The sequence below is a fragment of the Rhodovulum sp. YNF3179 genome, from assembly GCF_050586465.1.
Lineage (GTDB): Bacteria > Pseudomonadota > Alphaproteobacteria > Rhodobacterales > Rhodobacteraceae > CAJXYS01.
Genome location: NZ_JBOCEG010000001.1, coordinates 544,376 through 558,900, shown reverse-complemented (window position 1 = coordinate 558,900; position 14,525 = coordinate 544,376). Strand labels below are relative to the sequence as shown.

At 62.3% G+C, this 14,525-nt stretch carries 16 protein-coding genes; 4 read left to right on the top strand and 12 right to left on the bottom strand.

Annotated elements, in window-relative coordinates; translation table 11 throughout:
- Positions 1-62: 62 nt before the first annotated feature.
- The 7 genes from ACQ5SP_RS02855 to ACQ5SP_RS02825 all read right to left on the bottom strand — a co-directional run bounded on the left by ACQ5SP_RS02855 (position 63) and on the right by ACQ5SP_RS02825 (position 5,199).
- Positions 63-371 (bottom strand): hypothetical protein, encoded by a 309-nt coding sequence (locus ACQ5SP_RS02855; protein WP_430936215.1) that lies wholly within the window; start codon positions 369-371, stop codon positions 63-65.
- Between the two features lie 688 nt (positions 372-1,059).
- A complete protein-coding gene (locus ACQ5SP_RS02850; RefSeq protein WP_430936213.1) occupies positions 1,060-1,581 on the bottom strand; it encodes a DUF3299 domain-containing protein in 522 nt (173 codons plus the stop codon).
- A complete protein-coding gene (locus ACQ5SP_RS02845; protein ID WP_430936211.1) occupies positions 1,578-2,828 on the bottom strand; it encodes an ABC transporter permease in 1,251 nt (416 codons plus the stop codon). Before ACQ5SP_RS02845 ends, ACQ5SP_RS02850 begins: the two co-directional genes overlap by 4 nt.
- Positions 2,825-3,499, bottom strand: coding sequence for an ABC transporter ATP-binding protein (locus ACQ5SP_RS02840; RefSeq protein WP_430936209.1), 675 nt, complete (start codon positions 3,497-3,499; stop codon positions 2,825-2,827). Before ACQ5SP_RS02840 ends, ACQ5SP_RS02845 begins: the two co-directional genes overlap by 4 nt.
- Before the next feature lie 29 nt (positions 3,500-3,528).
- Entirely contained in the window at positions 3,529-4,056 is a 528-nt protein-coding gene (locus ACQ5SP_RS02835; protein WP_430936207.1) for a DUF2796 domain-containing protein, read from the bottom strand.
- A 38-nt stretch (positions 4,057-4,094) separates the two neighbouring features.
- The gene (locus ACQ5SP_RS02830) at positions 4,095-4,472 is read right to left on the bottom strand and encodes a Fur family transcriptional regulator (protein WP_430936205.1); all 378 of its coding nucleotides are present in this window, start codon (positions 4,470-4,472) and stop codon (positions 4,095-4,097) included.
- Between the two features lie 289 nt (positions 4,473-4,761).
- On the bottom strand, positions 4,762-5,199 hold the full coding sequence (locus tag ACQ5SP_RS02825) for a cupin domain-containing protein (RefSeq protein WP_430936203.1): 438 nt from the start codon (positions 5,197-5,199) through the stop codon (positions 4,762-4,764).
- Positions 5,200-5,662: 463 nt separating this feature from the next.
- Between ACQ5SP_RS02825 and ACQ5SP_RS02820 the strand changes: the two genes are divergently transcribed.
- On the top strand, positions 5,663-6,379 hold the full coding sequence (locus tag ACQ5SP_RS02820; protein WP_430936201.1) for a class I SAM-dependent methyltransferase: 717 nt from the start codon (positions 5,663-5,665) through the stop codon (positions 6,377-6,379).
- Positions 6,380-6,684: 305 nt separating this feature from the next.
- Here ACQ5SP_RS02820 and ACQ5SP_RS02815 read toward each other — a convergent pair whose 3' ends face one another.
- Entirely contained in the window at positions 6,685-6,957 is a 273-nt protein-coding gene (locus ACQ5SP_RS02815; protein ID WP_430936199.1) for a hypothetical protein, read from the bottom strand.
- A 419-nt stretch (positions 6,958-7,376) separates the two neighbouring features.
- Here ACQ5SP_RS02815 and ACQ5SP_RS02810 point away from each other — a divergent pair, with 419 nt between their 5' ends.
- The 3 genes from ACQ5SP_RS02810 (at position 7,377) to ACQ5SP_RS02800 (ending at position 9,924) form a co-directional block, all read left to right on the top strand.
- The gene (locus tag ACQ5SP_RS02810; protein ID WP_430936197.1) at positions 7,377-7,781 is read left to right on the top strand and encodes a hypothetical protein; all 405 of its coding nucleotides are present in this window, start codon (positions 7,377-7,379) and stop codon (positions 7,779-7,781) included.
- A gap of 312 nt (positions 7,782-8,093) precedes the next feature.
- Positions 8,094-9,032, top strand: a complete 939-nt coding sequence (locus ACQ5SP_RS02805) for a pirin family protein (RefSeq protein WP_430936195.1) — start codon at positions 8,094-8,096, stop codon at positions 9,030-9,032.
- A 250-nt stretch (positions 9,033-9,282) separates the two neighbouring features.
- Complete coding sequence (locus tag ACQ5SP_RS02800; protein ID WP_430936193.1) at positions 9,283-9,924, top strand: DUF4386 domain-containing protein; 642 nt, start codon at positions 9,283-9,285, stop codon at positions 9,922-9,924.
- Positions 9,925-10,379: 455 nt separating this feature from the next.
- On the opposite strand, the gene ACQ5SP_RS02795 is transcribed toward ACQ5SP_RS02800, so the two are convergent.
- From ACQ5SP_RS02795 to ACQ5SP_RS02780, 4 genes are read right to left on the bottom strand one after another with little or no spacing between them, the layout of a single operon-like run.
- Positions 10,380-11,867 carry a mannitol dehydrogenase family protein gene (locus ACQ5SP_RS02795; protein ID WP_430936191.1) on the bottom strand — a complete coding sequence of 496 codons (1,488 nt, stop codon included), beginning with the start codon at positions 11,865-11,867 and terminating at the stop codon, positions 10,380-10,382.
- Entirely contained in the window at positions 11,867-12,640 is a 774-nt protein-coding gene (locus tag ACQ5SP_RS02790; protein WP_430936189.1) for an L-iditol 2-dehydrogenase, read from the bottom strand. The genes ACQ5SP_RS02795 and ACQ5SP_RS02790 overlap by 1 nt, the downstream gene beginning before the upstream one ends.
- Positions 12,637-13,641 carry an ABC transporter ATP-binding protein gene (locus ACQ5SP_RS02785; RefSeq protein WP_430936187.1) on the bottom strand — a complete coding sequence of 335 codons (1,005 nt, stop codon included), beginning with the start codon at positions 13,639-13,641 and terminating at the stop codon, positions 12,637-12,639. Before ACQ5SP_RS02785 ends, ACQ5SP_RS02790 begins: the two co-directional genes overlap by 4 nt.
- A gap of 44 nt (positions 13,642-13,685) precedes the next feature.
- Positions 13,686-14,516, bottom strand: a complete 831-nt coding sequence (locus ACQ5SP_RS02780; protein ID WP_430936185.1) for a carbohydrate ABC transporter permease — start codon at positions 14,514-14,516, stop codon at positions 13,686-13,688.
- Between the last annotated feature and the right edge of the window lie 9 nt (positions 14,517-14,525).

Below are 14,525 nucleotides of genomic sequence, written 5' to 3'. Positions count from 1 at the left end.
CTAGATTGGGTATTGAGCCTGCGCGCAGGCCACGCGCTGGCCGGTCCGTGTGCGCTTTTTGTTCAGCAATCCTCGGCGGGACGCATCGTGACGCTAGAATAACGCCCGTCCGATGTCGTGATCTCGGCACATGCGCCAGTATCGCGGTTGAACCAGTAAGTCGTGAGACCCGCGCTGCGGATCGGTGCATAACCCAGGTTCCGCAGCCCGCCCTCGGCCTGTCCGGCGCGGGCGCCTTGAAACGCAGTTACATCGGTCGCGCTGCCGACCGTTGGCGCCGATTGCGCCGGTGCCGAAGATCCGGTGTCTTCGACACAACCGGAAAGTGCGGCGATAGAGATCAATCCGGCCAGAAGCTTAAGAGTGCGCATGCTTTCCCTTCCTGTGTTGCGGGCTCCCTTCGGTATTTACCTATACCAAAGAGTGTAACTCGTCATTGCTTTTTGGGCAGACTGGCATGAAGGCGTCACGGGGGCCTCTAGACCCATAGAAACGTCTAAGGTGTTGATATTGTGAAGAGCGGCCGATGACCTCGCGGCATCCCGAAGGCTTTGCATGATGTCGTCGCACGCTGCTGCGCTGCCTGCAGTTTCGCGGGTTTCGGCTTCAGTAAGGCCCCCAAGCTGTTGCGCGGCCGCTGCGATCACTTCATCAGCCTGATCGGCAGTTATCAAACCTTTCTCTTGTGCAGCGCTGAGCATCGAACATATCCCCGCAGAAAGGCCTGTTCCAACACTGGCGCCCACCATCGCAATGTCGCCGAGCGATAGCGCCCAGACGACTCCGGCAACGAGTCCAACCAAAATCCCCAGTGCAACTTCGCTTATATCAAACGCCTTCTTTTTTTGGAGGGATTGCCACGATCAACCTCCAAAAAATGAAAACAGACATACGTCTGGTTCGCCCGCTGAGCCGACGCTCGACTTGGACCGCCCGATGCCAGCTCCGAGCGCTTTCACGGTATTCAGCGCAAATGCCTCTAGCGGGCTGATAGCACGCCCGATTAGCCAAGGGCCGGCGCGATGGTCGCCAGAAAGCACCGTATTGCCAGCAAATCATTCACCAATCATAAACCTCGATTTGATTGGCCGTCAGCGCATAGCCGGTCTTGCCCAGTTCAGTTGACTGAAGCTCCGTTCTCATGATCCCCGTCACCCAAACCGCGTCCCAGAGGCCATCGCCTGGCCATGGTGTCTCGCTTCTGACGACGACAAGCTGGTTGGGTGGTGGTGGCGGAACGTGAATGCAGGCTCCTACGTAAGGCACGAGGAGAAAGCTGGTGACACCCTCCGGAGAAACTTCCAGCGGGACAATGAAACCGGGAATCCGGATACTCGCGCCATCGAGCGCTTCATTCAATTTCGTCGCATTCGCGTCGTAGATCGGATTCCAGCTGTCGTTCTCCTCGTCGAGCTCGCCCTCACCGATGATTTCGGAATATGGAACGCCCGGCGGAATGAGGTCTTCCCACGTGATCTCGCGGGCCCCTGCAGCGATTGCATGACGTGGCAAGGCGAACACCAGAGCACCAAGCGCAAGGACCGAGCGTCGAGAGAAACAGGTCTGATGGATTTGCCTCATTTCATCACCATCATACCATCCGCGAGAGAGAGCCGGTAGGCACGGAACGCCGGGACGAGGCTGGCAATCGCGCCAGCGGCAACCACCCCGGCAAGGACCCAGACTTCGCGTAGCGCGGGCGGTTCGATCGGCAGCCAAAGCCCGAAGGCATTGTCGACGACGGGTTGCGCGACGATGAGACCGACATAGAGCAGTCCGAGGCCCAGGAGCGCACCGGCTGCGGCTGTAAGCACCGCCTCGAGAACGAGCAAGCCAAGGATCGTCATGGGGCGTGCCCCCATGGCTCGGAAGATCGCCATTTCGCGTCTGCGCTCGGCCAAGCTGGAGAAGATGGTCGCCATCATCCCGATGAGTGCGGTTACGACGACCATTGCCGAGACACCAAGAAGCGCAGTTTCCGCGACGCCGACGATGGCCCAGAGTTCTTGCAGGGCGACACCGGGCATTACGGCAAGAAGCGGTTCTTCGGGGTATTCATTGATGGCGCGCTGCAGCCTGAAGGTCTGAAGCGGGCTCTGAACACCGACGAGCGCCGCGGTCACCGCCTCCGGTGTAAGGTCCATCTGGCGGATCACCTCGACTGGCGTCGATTGCCCGGGGATAGGTGCGCCGCGCCGCCAGTCGACATGGATAGCTTCGATCGCCTCCAGGCTGACGATCACCGTCCGATCGACAGGTGTTCCCGTCTTCTCAAGGATTCCCGCCACGCGAAAGGGTTGATCCTTGTGCTCGGTAAAGGAAGCCAGTCCGTGCGCCACCACGATCGGGTCGCCTATCGCGTATCCCAGCGTCGTCGCCACATCCGCACCGATCACGGCATCGAAAAGGTCTGCCATGACCGCACCTTCCGACGCCTCTAGCGAGCGGCCTTGGCGATACTTGTAGCGCTCGAAGAATTCCGGCGTCGTGCCCATGACGCGGAACTGCCGGTGGCTGTCTCCAAGCGATATTGGTACGATCCAATCGACCTGTGGCTGGCTCGCAATGTCCTGGTAGCTTTCCCAACTGATGTTGTTCGTGGGACTTCCGATCCGGAACACTGAATAGAGTAAAAGCTGCACCGATCCGGTCCTTGCGCCGACGATCAGGTCCGTGCCCGATATCGTGTCGGCAAAGCTTGCCTTCGCGCCGGTTCGCACTTTCTCGACGCCGAGGAAAAGCGCTACGGAAAGCGCGATGGCGAGCACCGTCATGCCCACCGTCAAGGCGCGCGCAAGAAGGGAAGCGATCGTCAGCCTTAGTATCATGAAGCGGGACTCTCGACCTCGACGAACTCCTCCATGCGAACCACGCGGTCGAACCTGTCGCCAAGGCGCGGATCATGGCTGACCATCAGGAGCGACGTCCCGTTTGTCGCGGTCTGATCGAAGAGCAAGTCCAGAAAGGCTGCTTGACTGCCGGCATCGAGAGCGGACGTCGGCTCGTCGGCAATTACGACGGGCGGTTGGCCGATAAGCGCACGCGCGACCGCCACACGCTGCTGCTGGCCGACGCTGAGCGTCGCTGCCTTGGCCGAGAGGAGCGACGCCGGCAGACGGAGCGCGCCACACAGTTTTTCAGCGGCCTCTCTTGGATCCCCCGCGTAGGTGCGCCGTTTCGGGGCGAAGCGAAGAGGTAGCAGAATGTTGTCACCGACCGTGGCGAAGGGCAGCAGGTTGAACTGCTGAAAGATCACGCCGAAGCACTCGCCCCGGAACCGATCGCGTTCGGCGGTCGACAGATCAGACAGGTCCGTTCCCGTTACCGTAATAGACCCGGCATCGGCCAAGATTGTTCCGCAGATTAACGACAGAAGCGTCGATTTTCCCGAGCCGCTCTCGCCCAGAAGCAGGAGGGATTCTCCTTGCTCCATCCGGAAGGACGGCACCCATAAGCTGAAAGAGTCCCGTCCCGGCCAACGGAAGCGGACGTCTTTCATCTCAAGGATCGGGGCCGAAGCACGCACCGTTAGAACACGCCTCGAAGGTCGATGGTCGGCGCGTCGCGTTCGACCTCGAAGGCCTGGGCACCGGAGACCGTGACGATCTGAACCTTGATCTCCCGCGCGTTCTCGAAGGCATCGAAATAGGCGAATGTGATCCCTGAGATGGCTTTGGGCGCAGCGCAGGTCATTTCGTATTCTGCGTGGAACTCGCTATGCCGTGCGCCGGCGCCGTGGTGCGCCTCACCCTCCAACTCGGCACGGGCCTGGAGTACGGTACATTCCGCCGCTTCCGGCAGGACGAACAGATCGAGCGGACGTGCGAGCAAGGCGACGGCCGCCTCGATGGCAACGCGATCGCCGTCACTGTCGGCTTCATATTCGAACCCGACGATGTCGGCGCCCGGCGCATGGAATTCCATGGCGACGGTCCTGCCGTCGACGGCGATGTTGAGTTCGCCGACACCATGCTCATGGGCGCCGAGTTGCCTGCTTTCCTGAGCAATGGCCGGCATGGCCATAGTGGCATACAAAACCGGAACGAGAGCTCTCATTTTGCGTCCTTCTGGCGACAAAGCAGAGGCCACCTGGCTCAATCGCGGCAGTGACCTTGCGGTTCGACGTCGTGGCGTTCTGGCTTGAACGCGCTTGCTTCGATTATTGCGGCTATGTGTGGCAGCGGCGAGCCGCCACAGTGCTGCCCCGGCGATTTGCAGCCGTCAAAGATCGCAACCACGGGAAAACGACCATCGTGATCGAACCGACGTGACCCCAACGACTTGATCGCCTCCAGTAGATGCATACGCCCCTGGTCTGTCGGGGCTGCAAGGGTGCGATAGCGCGTTGGTGGCCCGGTATCGGGTTCGCCTTCCCAAAGCGCTCCGATAACCCGGTGAGCCGTCATCTCACGATCACTGGAACCCAGCAGGCCAGGGTTCTCGAACCGGCGCTCGGCCGCCTGCTTGCGCATTGGATAGACCTTCTCAATGAAGCTACCAGGATCTTCACCTGAATAAATGGCAACTCTGAATTTGCCCTCACAACGTCACTATGAAGGCGACCGGACGACTACGCGCTCTGGGCTGCCAAAGCTTCTTATTCCGCTGGCAGTCTTCAAAGTTCGCTCTTGCCGCTTACAAAGCGAGCGATTGAACCTATCCGATGCAACATCCTCACAGCCTAAGCAGATGCGGGTCGTTTACGGCGCTCACACGCCTGTCCGGCCCAGGTGGTCAGCGACTATTGACGCCAAGCGCCATTCAGCCACTGGGCTTGATATCGAAGACAAGCGCCGAGGCTGGCGCATCGCCTCGGTTGAAGAACCAGTGCGTGGTGTCCGCGTCCTCGATGAAGGTGTCACCGGCGCTATGGGCCGTCTCCCCGCTGTCGGTGCCCTCGATCCATGTCCCGCTTTCCATAAAGACAATTCCTGGCACCGACTCATGGCTATGCTTGGCGATTTGACCGCCGGGCATGATCGTGATGCGTCTCGCGAGCAGTATACGCCCATCCAGCCCCACTTGCCGCGTCATCGAGTCGGCAGGCACCACGCCAAGTTGTTCGACCTCAAGGCCCTTATGCTCTGTCGGGTAATGCTCGTCCGCCGTGGCAATGGTGACGAAAAACCCAACCGTCACAGCCAACGTGCCCGCAAAGAGGGCGCCGTGCTTTGCTTTCGTTCCGGTAACGCTGAACATTGTCATTTCTTACCTCATTTCGATCCAATCAATCGTGGACACTAGCTTCGGCGTGTTCCCGTGCCTGCCGCAAACGATGAAAATTCAGGGCAGGTTAAATTTTTTTCATGCTGGCGACTGGCCCTCTCGCGTTCGCGCTCGGTTCTGAAAATGCCGATCGCCCTACAAGGCTGCAAAGAGCCGGGCTAAGGGACCGCACGAAATGCGCTGACGTTCGGCCCAAAGGCCCATCGATGCGCAGTCCGTCGCCTTGCCGTTCGATGCCGCTGAAGTTTGTAGCCGCCTACCAGGAAAGCCGACCTGCCAAACAACGAGTCGCTCGCTGGCTCGGGGTCAAAGCGCTGTTTCTGTCAGCGCTGCGAGCCATCTCTGTTGCGGTGGCGTTTTACAAAATCATTGCGAGAATGGAGAAAGTGCAGCAGCGTTACGGTGTGAGCGAGGGCTTGGGCGAGGCAGTGGCGACATGGACTGGAGTTCTCTCGCGCATGCGTGGATCGAGCATGAAGAGCCCATCGAGCGCGCGCATGCTCCCATCAAGGAAGGGTTGCTGAAGCGTGTCGCGCTCAATTCTGGTGAGACAGTGCTCGATATCGGATGCGGCTCGGGAGCATTGTCACTCGATGCGGCCGGTCAGGTTGGTCCGAACGGACGCGTGATCGCATTCGATATTGCCGAGGCATTTATATCGCGTGTCAGTGAACGCGCCGATAGCCTGCCGCAACTGATGCCGCTGCAGGGAGATGCTCAGGACCATAATTTTTCCCAAGCCGGTTACAACGCGGTCATTTCGCTTTTCGGCACCATGTTCTTTCCCGAACCGAGGAAGGCCTTCGCCAATATAGGCCGGGCACTCGCGGACGGTGGCCGTATCGTTTTCGTTGCCTGGGCGGCGCCGCAACACAATCCATGGTTTTCCGTTCCAGGCCGCGCTTTGGCAGAGGCGCTGCCGGACATGCCGAAACCGGATCCTTCGGCGCCTGGCCCGATGGCATTCGCCGACATCGAGATGGTCACCAGGCTACTCTCAGAGGCCGGCTTCCACGATGTGGCTGCAGAAGAGGTCGACACTCATCTCACACCAATGGGTGCCGCCGCCGACATCACAGCAATGATGCTCGCCATAGGCCCATTTAGGGGAGCGTGTCGCAGTTTGCATCTCCCGGGCAGCAGCACGACGTGATCGAGGCAATCTCCAAAGGCATGACCGATGGCTATGGCGCATTCACCACGGATCAGGGTGTCAGAGTGCCCGCCCGCGTCATCTACTACAGCGCCATGCGTTGCGCGTAGACATGGCCGGTTTGTCCGCTGAGCGGACCTACGGTTGAATTGGATAGATGACCGCTCCGAGGCCCTGCAAGACATTCAACGCGCACGCCGCATTCGACATGCGGGGCGGGAAGCGGTTCTTCTCGGCTCTGCGCTTCGAGGTCCGATCGAGGGAGCGGGTCAAATCGAAAAGGCCGTCAAAGGTCAGGCGATCGATCACTCTGACAGCAGGAGCCGCCAAACCAAGTAGTTCGGCGCGAAACCGGCAAACAGAATGCATCCGATCTGTGACCAGTAGACCATGCGTCCCAGCAGACCCTTGCCCTTGCTGGCAGGTCCCAGGGCAAAGGCAGCGGCCATAACGGCGTAGCCAGCAGCTTCCTTCTTGCGCCGCTCGAGTTCCAGCCCTGCCTTTGCCCGCTCGTATACCTCTTTCTGACGCTGAGCTTCTGCGAGTTGCCTTTGGTGCTTGGCCGATTGTCCGTCCATGATCCTGCCCTCCCCTGTTCCGTGAAAGCGAGGTAAGTCCGGCTTGGGTCAGGTCCAGTTTCTTTCCGGTAATTCCCGAAGATTGCGGTAATCCGATGCAGACAATACGGTCCCACCGGCACCTTCCTGCCTCTGAAACTGGGCCGGAAAGGCTCGAGACCGGGCATTCTCCAATGAACCCGAAATCGAGGGACGCGGCGCTCCGTCAATTACGAACTTGGCACACGCTTCGCCAAATCTGAATTGTACCAGTGCGCCTGTAGCTTGACATACCATTGGCCATTCGTGCCCAATTAATCCGGGTGAGGCCGCCTGGTATGGCCCACAGGGAAATCTCGAGAGGCGACATGGCGGAAACTGCACCGGGACCGAGTTCCACTCTTGCCTGGCTCGGCTTTATCGTGGGATCGGCAGCGCTCATGCTGACGCTGCTGGTCTTCTGGGCGGGTCCCTTCGCGCCGCAGCAGACGGCAGGGGTAACGCTCGGCGAACTTGCGACCGATATCGCGAAGGCGGCGGCGCGCTCTGTAGCGGGGCAAGCTCAACCCGAACCCGTAAGCCAGCCATGGACGATCGACGACTATCTGGAGATCGGGGTTGGGCTTCTGGCCGGCCTCGCAATCGTAACCGGGGTCGCGGCGCTTATCCGGCACGAAAACAAGCGTGCCGCAGTCTCCGGCATCGCGCTTGGCAGCCTTGCGATTGGCATCCAGCTCTTCGCCTGGTCGATCATGATGATTGTCGGCGGGCTTGTGATCATGGGGATCATGCTCTCGCTGCGGGACGCTTTTGGTGACATTTTCGGCGGCTTTTTCGGTGGCTGAAAGTGGCAGCCGGGATGGGCGGCACCGGCTGGCTGTGCGCCGGTCGGTGGCGGGTCACGGCTGATCTGAACGTTGTTCTGACCGCACGTCGCCTACGGGCCCTGGACAGGCATCCGTCCAATTCGGCCTAGGGGGCGGTGACCGGACGGAGTCGCCGCTCCGCCTGCCTGGATATCGGAGCACGCAGTCACACCCGCCATCCGTCGCTGACATCGCGATTTGTGCAATTACGCACTCTCGATGCGCCAAAATCTATCTTTGTGCATCCGTATTTCCCGCTATCTTGCCTCGTGACAAGCATGGAGATCGCGCATGAGCTGGAACCCCGCCCTCGACCCGCATTGCCCCACTGGAGACGCCATAGATGCGATAGAGACCGTCATCATTCCGCGTGCGCGCGATCTCGGCGGGTTCGAGGTCCGGCGCGCCTTGCCGGCCCCGCGTCGCCAGATGGTCGGCCCGTTCATTTTCTTCGACCAGATGGGTCCGGCCGAGTTCCTGCCGACCCGCGGCATGGACGTGCGGCCCCACCCGCATATCGGGCTGGCGACGATTTCCTACCTTTTCCGGGGCCGGATGCATCACAGGGATAGCCTTGGCACCGACGCCTGGATCGAACCCGGCGCAGTCAACTGGATGGTGGCGGGCCATGGCATCACCCATTCCGAGCGCACCGATGATGCGACCCAGGTCGACCCGATGCCCTTTTTCGGCATTCAGACATGGGTCGCGCTGCCCAAGGATCACGAAGACCGCGCGCCCTGTTTTGAGCATGCGGCCACCGATTCCCTTCCGCTGCTCGAAGGTGAAGGCAAGTCGGTGCGGCTTATCCTGGGCAATGCATGGGGTCAGAAAGCGCCGGTGAAGACCGCTTCTGAAATGTTCTATGCCGACGCCCTTCTCGAAGCGGATGCGGCCATTCCCCTGCCTGAAGGACATGAAGACCGGGGTGTCTACGTGGTCGACGGTGAGGTGTCGGTTGCAGGAGAGCGTTTCGCGGCCGGAAGGATGATGGTTTTCCGCCCCGGTGATCGACTGTCTCTGCGGGCGGGACCGGCAGGTGCGCGCCTCATGCTTCTCGGGGGTGAAACGCTGGAAGGGCCACGTCACATCTGGTGGAACTTCGTGGCCTCATCCAGGGAACGCATCGAGGAAGCGAAGGAAGCCTGGCGCGCCGGCGATTGGCAAAACGGGCGCTTTCACCTGCCACCCGGCGACGACGCGGAGTCCATTCCACTGCCAGAGCGCTGACGCGTCTCTTCGGCTGCGGCGCAGCATCTCGCTTTCGACCGGGATCCGTCCGATCCGGCAGTCCATCCGGTCAGGCCCAAGGTCGGCTGCGCGAAGGCCGCCACTCGAGACGAGACGCGAGCTGGCAAATCAAAAATACACAACGCCGACGCCGATACGTGCGATAAGGCATGGATAATACGCCAATCTTGGACCAGCGAATGATGAGTCCCGGCATAACCGGCTTTCGGTTCTCTGAAAGGATGCTGACTTGAGCCCATCTCGACCCGATCCCCGCCAGGCACGCCTTGCCGGGGGCCTGTACCTCACGATCATCCTATGCGGGCTGAGCGCCGAGTTGTTGTTGCGCGGCCCCTTGCTTCAGGGCACGCCCGCACAAATCGCCGAGGCGCTTGGCGCCAACATTGGACAACTGCGGTTGAGCCTGATCGCGGACACGGTGATGCTGTTGGCCGATGTCGCGCTCGCTCTCGTCTTCTTCGGTCTGTTGCGCCACATCTCCGAAACTCTGGCGCTCGCCGCAATGGTGTTCCGTCTTGGTCAGGCTGTGCTTATCGGAACCAGCCTGATGATCCTTGCCAGTGTCCCGTCTGTGCTTGCAGATGCGCCGCGCATCGCGGTGCATATGACCGATTTGCATGCAATCGGCTATGATGTCGGGTTGATCCTCTTCGCCGTTAACAGCGTGCTCATGGCGATCCTGCTTTGGCGTTCCCATGTGCCGAAAGCGATTGCGGGGGGCATCGCGGCTTCGGGCGTCGTTTACGCCATGGGGAGCCTGACGCGCCTGATCGCGCCCGACTGGCTGGGCATGATCGAGCCCGCCTACCTGATCCCCATTATCGCCGAGACCGCCCTGTGCCTGTGGTTGCTGATCTGGGCACGGGTCTGACCCGCGGTCTGAGTTTGGTACAAGGCAGTCATTCGTCCAATCAGGCCGAAGGTCCGCCCAGCGCCTGCGGCGGTCACAGGTCAAGAGCCCGACATCGGCGTCAAGCCATAGCCGGGAAAGTGCCTGGAGACAGCCCTCGGGCTTTACGCGTCCGCGGCGCGGTTACACGCGATGCTCACCACCTGCCGTTTCTCGGCATCGACCCCGATCCCGACCTCGCCGCCATCTTCGTCATAGGCCCACGTCAGTCCGCGCGATGCATCCACAACACGAGGGTCACGGCACCCTCGGTGATGCCGTCCAGGGGCTGGAAACGGCAGACCGGATCAAGCAGGCCTGTCTCAGCGACGAAGAGGCCGCTCGGGTGAAAAGGGCCGCGCGGTGAGACCGTGTTTGGTCCGCCTCTTTCCTCCCTTGCGAGGGCAGTTCTGCGACCGGCGGACGGTCTCGCACCGTCAGCGACCGCCGGCGTATCGGTCCAGCGCGGCAGCGGTCCCGTCCCGCCAGATCAGAGTGAGCCAACGCTCGAACGCCTGTGCGAATGGGGCGGCGATGCCGAGGTTCCCGTAGAGCCCGGCCTGTTCAAGCCATGCACGCGGATTCTCTTTCGCAGCGCGGGCGGCCGCGGTCAGCTGACCCCAGTTGGGATCGTTGGGCTCAATGCGCGCGCCGTCCTCGCGGTGGCCTTCGCACATGCGGGCCCAAAGCGCCTCGACCAGCGCAAGGCCTTCGATCTTCGCGCCGGCCGCGAGCGCCTCCCGGATCACGGGCATGAGAAAGCCGGCGTGGCGGGACGACCCGTCAAAGGCCACGCGCCGCGTCGTGTCACGGATCGCCGGGTTGGAGAAGCGTCGCTCGATCAGGGCCAGATAATCGGCCGGCGACGTTCCAGGCACCGGATCGACGTGCGGAAGGATCTCCTCGACCTGAACCTTGCGGAACATCCGCGCGATCCCCGCATGCGCCATGCAGTCGGCGATGGTGGGCACCGACAGAAGCTCGCCGGCATTGGCGAGCACCTGGTGTCCCGCGTTCAGGATGCGGATTTTCATCATCTCGTACGCATGGACGTCCGAGGTAAACGTCGCCCCCACCATGTCCCAGTCGGGGCGACCGCCGCAGAAGTCGTCCTCGATCACCCACTGGCGGAAATTCTCGTGCGTGACGGGTGCGGCGTCGTCGATGCCCAACTCTCTCACGAGGTCCAGTTCGTCCGGGCCGGTGGCCGGCACGATGCTGTCGACCATCGAGTTCGGGAAGGCACCCTCGGCGTCTATCCAGTCCGCGAGGGCGGGATCGCTCTGCCGCGCCAGTCCCACCACCGTCTGCCGGAGGATGGCACCGTTGCCGCGAAGGTTGTCGCAGGACAAACCGGAAAAGGGCGCGTGCCCGGACTCGCGCCTGATCCGAAGTGCCGCGACCATCGCGCCGAAGGCGGTGCGCGGCGTATCGGGGTGCGCCGCGTCGTGGACGATGTCGGGATGGCGGGTATCGAGCCCCCCGGTCGCCGGATCGGCGTAGTATCCGCCCTCGGTCACGGTCAGCCCGACGATGCGGATGCGCGGATCGGCCATCGCCCGGATCAGCGGGCCGTTCCCCGCCTCGATCGGCAGGTAGTCGATCATCGCGCCCGTCACCTCGGCCGAGCGGCCATCCGGCGCAAGCTCGATCAGCGTGGTCAGGCAGTCCTGCGCGACGAGTTTCTCCCGCATGGCTGCGTCGTAGGGGCGGACCCCGGCGCCGAGGATCGCCCAGTCGAGCGCGCGCTCCTCCTGCATCAGACGATGCAGATACCAGGCCTGGTGCGCGCGATGGAAATTGCCGAGACCGATATGGACGATGCCGGGCGTCAGGCGGCTGCGGTCGTAGCGGGGGCGTCTGATCCCCTCCGGCAGGTCGGCCAGCGTCGCGTTCGACAGCTTGATCGGGCGGATAGCGGACATCAGCTCATCCATTGGCCGCCATCGACGTTGTAGCACTGGGCCACGATATACTCGGCCTCGTCCGAGGCGAGGAAGACGGCCATGCCGGTGAGATCCTGCGCCCGGCCCATGCGGCCATAGGGCACCGCCTCGCCAACCTCGCGCTTCTTCTGGCCGGGGGCCTTGCCCTCGTATTGCGCGAAGAACGCGTCGACGCCGTCCCAATGCTCACCATCCACGACGCCGGGCGCGATGGCGTTGACGTTGATCCCGTGCCGGATGAGGTTCAGCCCCGCCGACTGCGTCAGGCTGATCACCGCCGCCTTGCTCGCGCAATAGACCGCGACGAGCGGCTCGCCCCGGCGGCCCGCCTGGCTCGCCATGTTGATGATGCGGCCGCGTATGCCCCTCTCGATCATGTGCCGGGCGACGGCCTGCATCGTGAAGAGCGTGCCCGAGACATTGATGTCGAAGATACGGGCATAGTCGTCGCGTTCGATCTCGACGATTGGCGCGGCGGTGAAAATCGCGGCGTTGTTGATCAGCACGTCTATCTGTCCGAAGGCGTCCGCCGTGGCGGCGACCGCGGCGTCGATGCTGTCCTGCCGGGTCACGTCCATCTCGACGGCGGTGGCGGCCTCGCCGATTTCACTGGCCGAGATGCGGGCGCGGTCGATGTCGATATCACCGATGGCCACCCGGGCCCCTTCGCGGACATAGGCCTCTGCGAACGCCTTTCCGATGCCCCTCGCCGCGCCCGTGATCAGCGCCGTTTTCCCCTCGAGGCGTCTCATCCGATGCGCAGCCCTTCCTTGTCGAAACGGTGGAGATGGGTTGTATCGGGAGTGAGCCAGACCTCGTCGCCATAATGCAGATCGACCTCCCCGCCGACGCGCACGGTGACGGGCTCGGGAATGTCCTCGCAGGTGACGTGGAAGAAGGTGTCCGACCCGAGATGCTCCGACACGCCGACTTTGCCGTGCCAGTCGCCGGCCTCGGCCGAGACCGCGACATGTTCGGGCCGGATGCCGATGGTCGCGGCGCCATGCGCCGACGCGATCTGCCCGTTGATCAGGTTCATCTTCGGGCTGCCGATAAAGCCGGCCACGAACAGGTTGCGCGGGTTGCGGTAGAGCTCGAGCGGAGAGCCCACCTGCTCGATGTTGCCCGCGCGCAGGACCACGATCTTGTCGGCCATCGTCATGGCCTCCACCTGGTCGTGGGTGACGTAGATCATCGTCGTCTTGAGCCGCTTGTGGAGTTCCGAGATCTCCAGCCGCATTCCCACCCGCAACGCGGCATCGAGGTTCGACAGCGGCTCGTCGAACAGGAAGGCCGCGGGCTCGCGCACGATGGCCCGCCCGATGGCGACGCGCTGGCGCTGGCCGCCCGAAAGCTGACCCGGGCGGCGGTCGAGATAATCGGTCAGGTTCAACACGTCAGCGGCCGCATTCACCCGGCGATCCCGCTCGGCCTGATCCATCCCCGCCATGCGCAGCGGGAAGGCGATGTTCTTGCGAACCGACATGTGCGGATAGAGGGCGTAGGACTGGAACACCATGGCGAGACCGCGCTTGGCCGGCGGCACGCTTGTCGCTTCCTCGCCGTCGATGCAGATTTCGCCCGAGGTGACGTCCTCCAGCCCCGCGATAAGCCTGAGCAGCGTGGACTTGCCGCAGCCCGACGGGCCGACGAAGACCACGAACTCCCCGTCCTCGATGGTCAGGTCGAGCGGAGGGATGACTTCCACCTCCGCGAAGGATTTGCTGACCTTGTCGAGCGTGATGTGTCCCATGCTCGTGTCTCCCTTTATGCCCTACCGCTTCGCTGGCTTGGGGCTCATTTCACCGCGCCGAAGGTCAGGCCGCGGACGAGTTGCTTCTGGCTGAACCAGCCGAGGATAAGGATCGGGGCGATCGCCATGGTCGAGGCCGCGCTGAGCTTGGCATAGAACAGGCCCTCGGGGCTGGAATAGCTGGCGATGAAGGCGGTCAGCGGCGCGGCGTTGGCGGCCGTCAGGTTCAGCGTCCAGAACGCCTCGTTCCAGGCCAGGATGATATTGAGCAGCACCGTCGACGCGATGCCCGGAATGGCCATCGGCGTCAGCACGTAGAGTATCTCCTGCCTGAGGCCCGCGCCGTCCATCCTCGCCGCCTCGAGGATGTCGACCGGGATTTCGCGGAAATACGTGTAGAGCATCCAGACGATGATCGGCAGGTTGATGAGCATGATCACGAGGGTCAGGCCGATCCGCGTGTCGAGCAGGTTGAACTGCACGAAGATCAGAGAGATCGGATAGAGCACGCCGACCGCGGGCAGCATCTTGGTCGACAGCATCCAAAGCAGGATGTCCTTGGTCCTGCGCGACGGCACGAAGGCCATCGACCACGCGGCCGGCACCGCGACGAGGATGCCGAGCAAGGTCGAGCCGCCCGCGATGATCACCGAATTCCAGAGGAAGCGCATGTAGTCCGAGCGCTCCTGCACGAGGGCGTAGTTTTCCAGCGTGAAATCGAAGCCCCAGAAGAGCGGCGGGTTGTTGATCGCCTGCGCCTCGGTCTTGAAGCTGGTCAGGATCGTCCAGTAAATCGGGAAGAAGATCAGCAACCCGATCGCCCATGCGACGCCCGTGGTGACAATCTTGCGGCGTGTGGTAATTGCGCGTGCCATCTCCGCCCC

Coding starts and splice junctions, on each gene's coding strand:
- ACQ5SP_RS02855 (WP_430936215.1), bottom strand. CDS start 371: ATGCGCACTCTTAAGCTTCTGGCCGGATTGATCTCTATCGCCGCACTT.
- ACQ5SP_RS02850 (WP_430936213.1), bottom strand. CDS start 1,581: ATGAGGCAAATCCATCAGACCTGTTTCTCTCGACGCTCGGTCCTTGCG.
- ACQ5SP_RS02845 (WP_430936211.1), bottom strand. CDS start 2,828: ATGATACTAAGGCTGACGATCGCTTCCCTTCTTGCGCGCGCCTTGACG.
- ACQ5SP_RS02840 (WP_430936209.1), bottom strand. CDS start 3,499: ATGAAAGACGTCCGCTTCCGTTGGCCGGGACGGGACTCTTTCAGCTTA.
- ACQ5SP_RS02835 (WP_430936207.1), bottom strand. CDS start 4,056: ATGAGAGCTCTCGTTCCGGTTTTGTATGCCACTATGGCCATGCCGGCC.
- ACQ5SP_RS02830 (WP_430936205.1), bottom strand. CDS start 4,472: ATGCGCAAGCAGGCGGCCGAGCGCCGGTTCGAGAACCCTGGCCTGCTG.
- ACQ5SP_RS02825 (WP_430936203.1), bottom strand. CDS start 5,199: ATGTTCAGCGTTACCGGAACGAAAGCAAAGCACGGCGCCCTCTTTGCG.
- ACQ5SP_RS02820 (WP_430936201.1), top strand. CDS start 5,663: ATGGACTGGAGTTCTCTCGCGCATGCGTGGATCGAGCATGAAGAGCCC.
- ACQ5SP_RS02815 (WP_430936199.1), bottom strand. CDS start 6,957: ATGGACGGACAATCGGCCAAGCACCAAAGGCAACTCGCAGAAGCTCAG.
- ACQ5SP_RS02810 (WP_430936197.1), top strand. CDS start 7,377: ATGCTGACGCTGCTGGTCTTCTGGGCGGGTCCCTTCGCGCCGCAGCAG.
- ACQ5SP_RS02805 (WP_430936195.1), top strand. CDS start 8,094: ATGAGCTGGAACCCCGCCCTCGACCCGCATTGCCCCACTGGAGACGCC.
- ACQ5SP_RS02795 (WP_430936191.1), bottom strand. CDS start 11,867: ATGTCCGCTATCCGCCCGATCAAGCTGTCGAACGCGACGCTGGCCGAC.
- ACQ5SP_RS02790 (WP_430936189.1), bottom strand. CDS start 12,640: ATGAGACGCCTCGAGGGGAAAACGGCGCTGATCACGGGCGCGGCGAGG.
- ACQ5SP_RS02785 (WP_430936187.1), bottom strand. CDS start 13,641: ATGGGACACATCACGCTCGACAAGGTCAGCAAATCCTTCGCGGAGGTG.
- ACQ5SP_RS02780 (WP_430936185.1), bottom strand. CDS start 14,516: ATGGCACGCGCAATTACCACACGCCGCAAGATTGTCACCACGGGCGTC.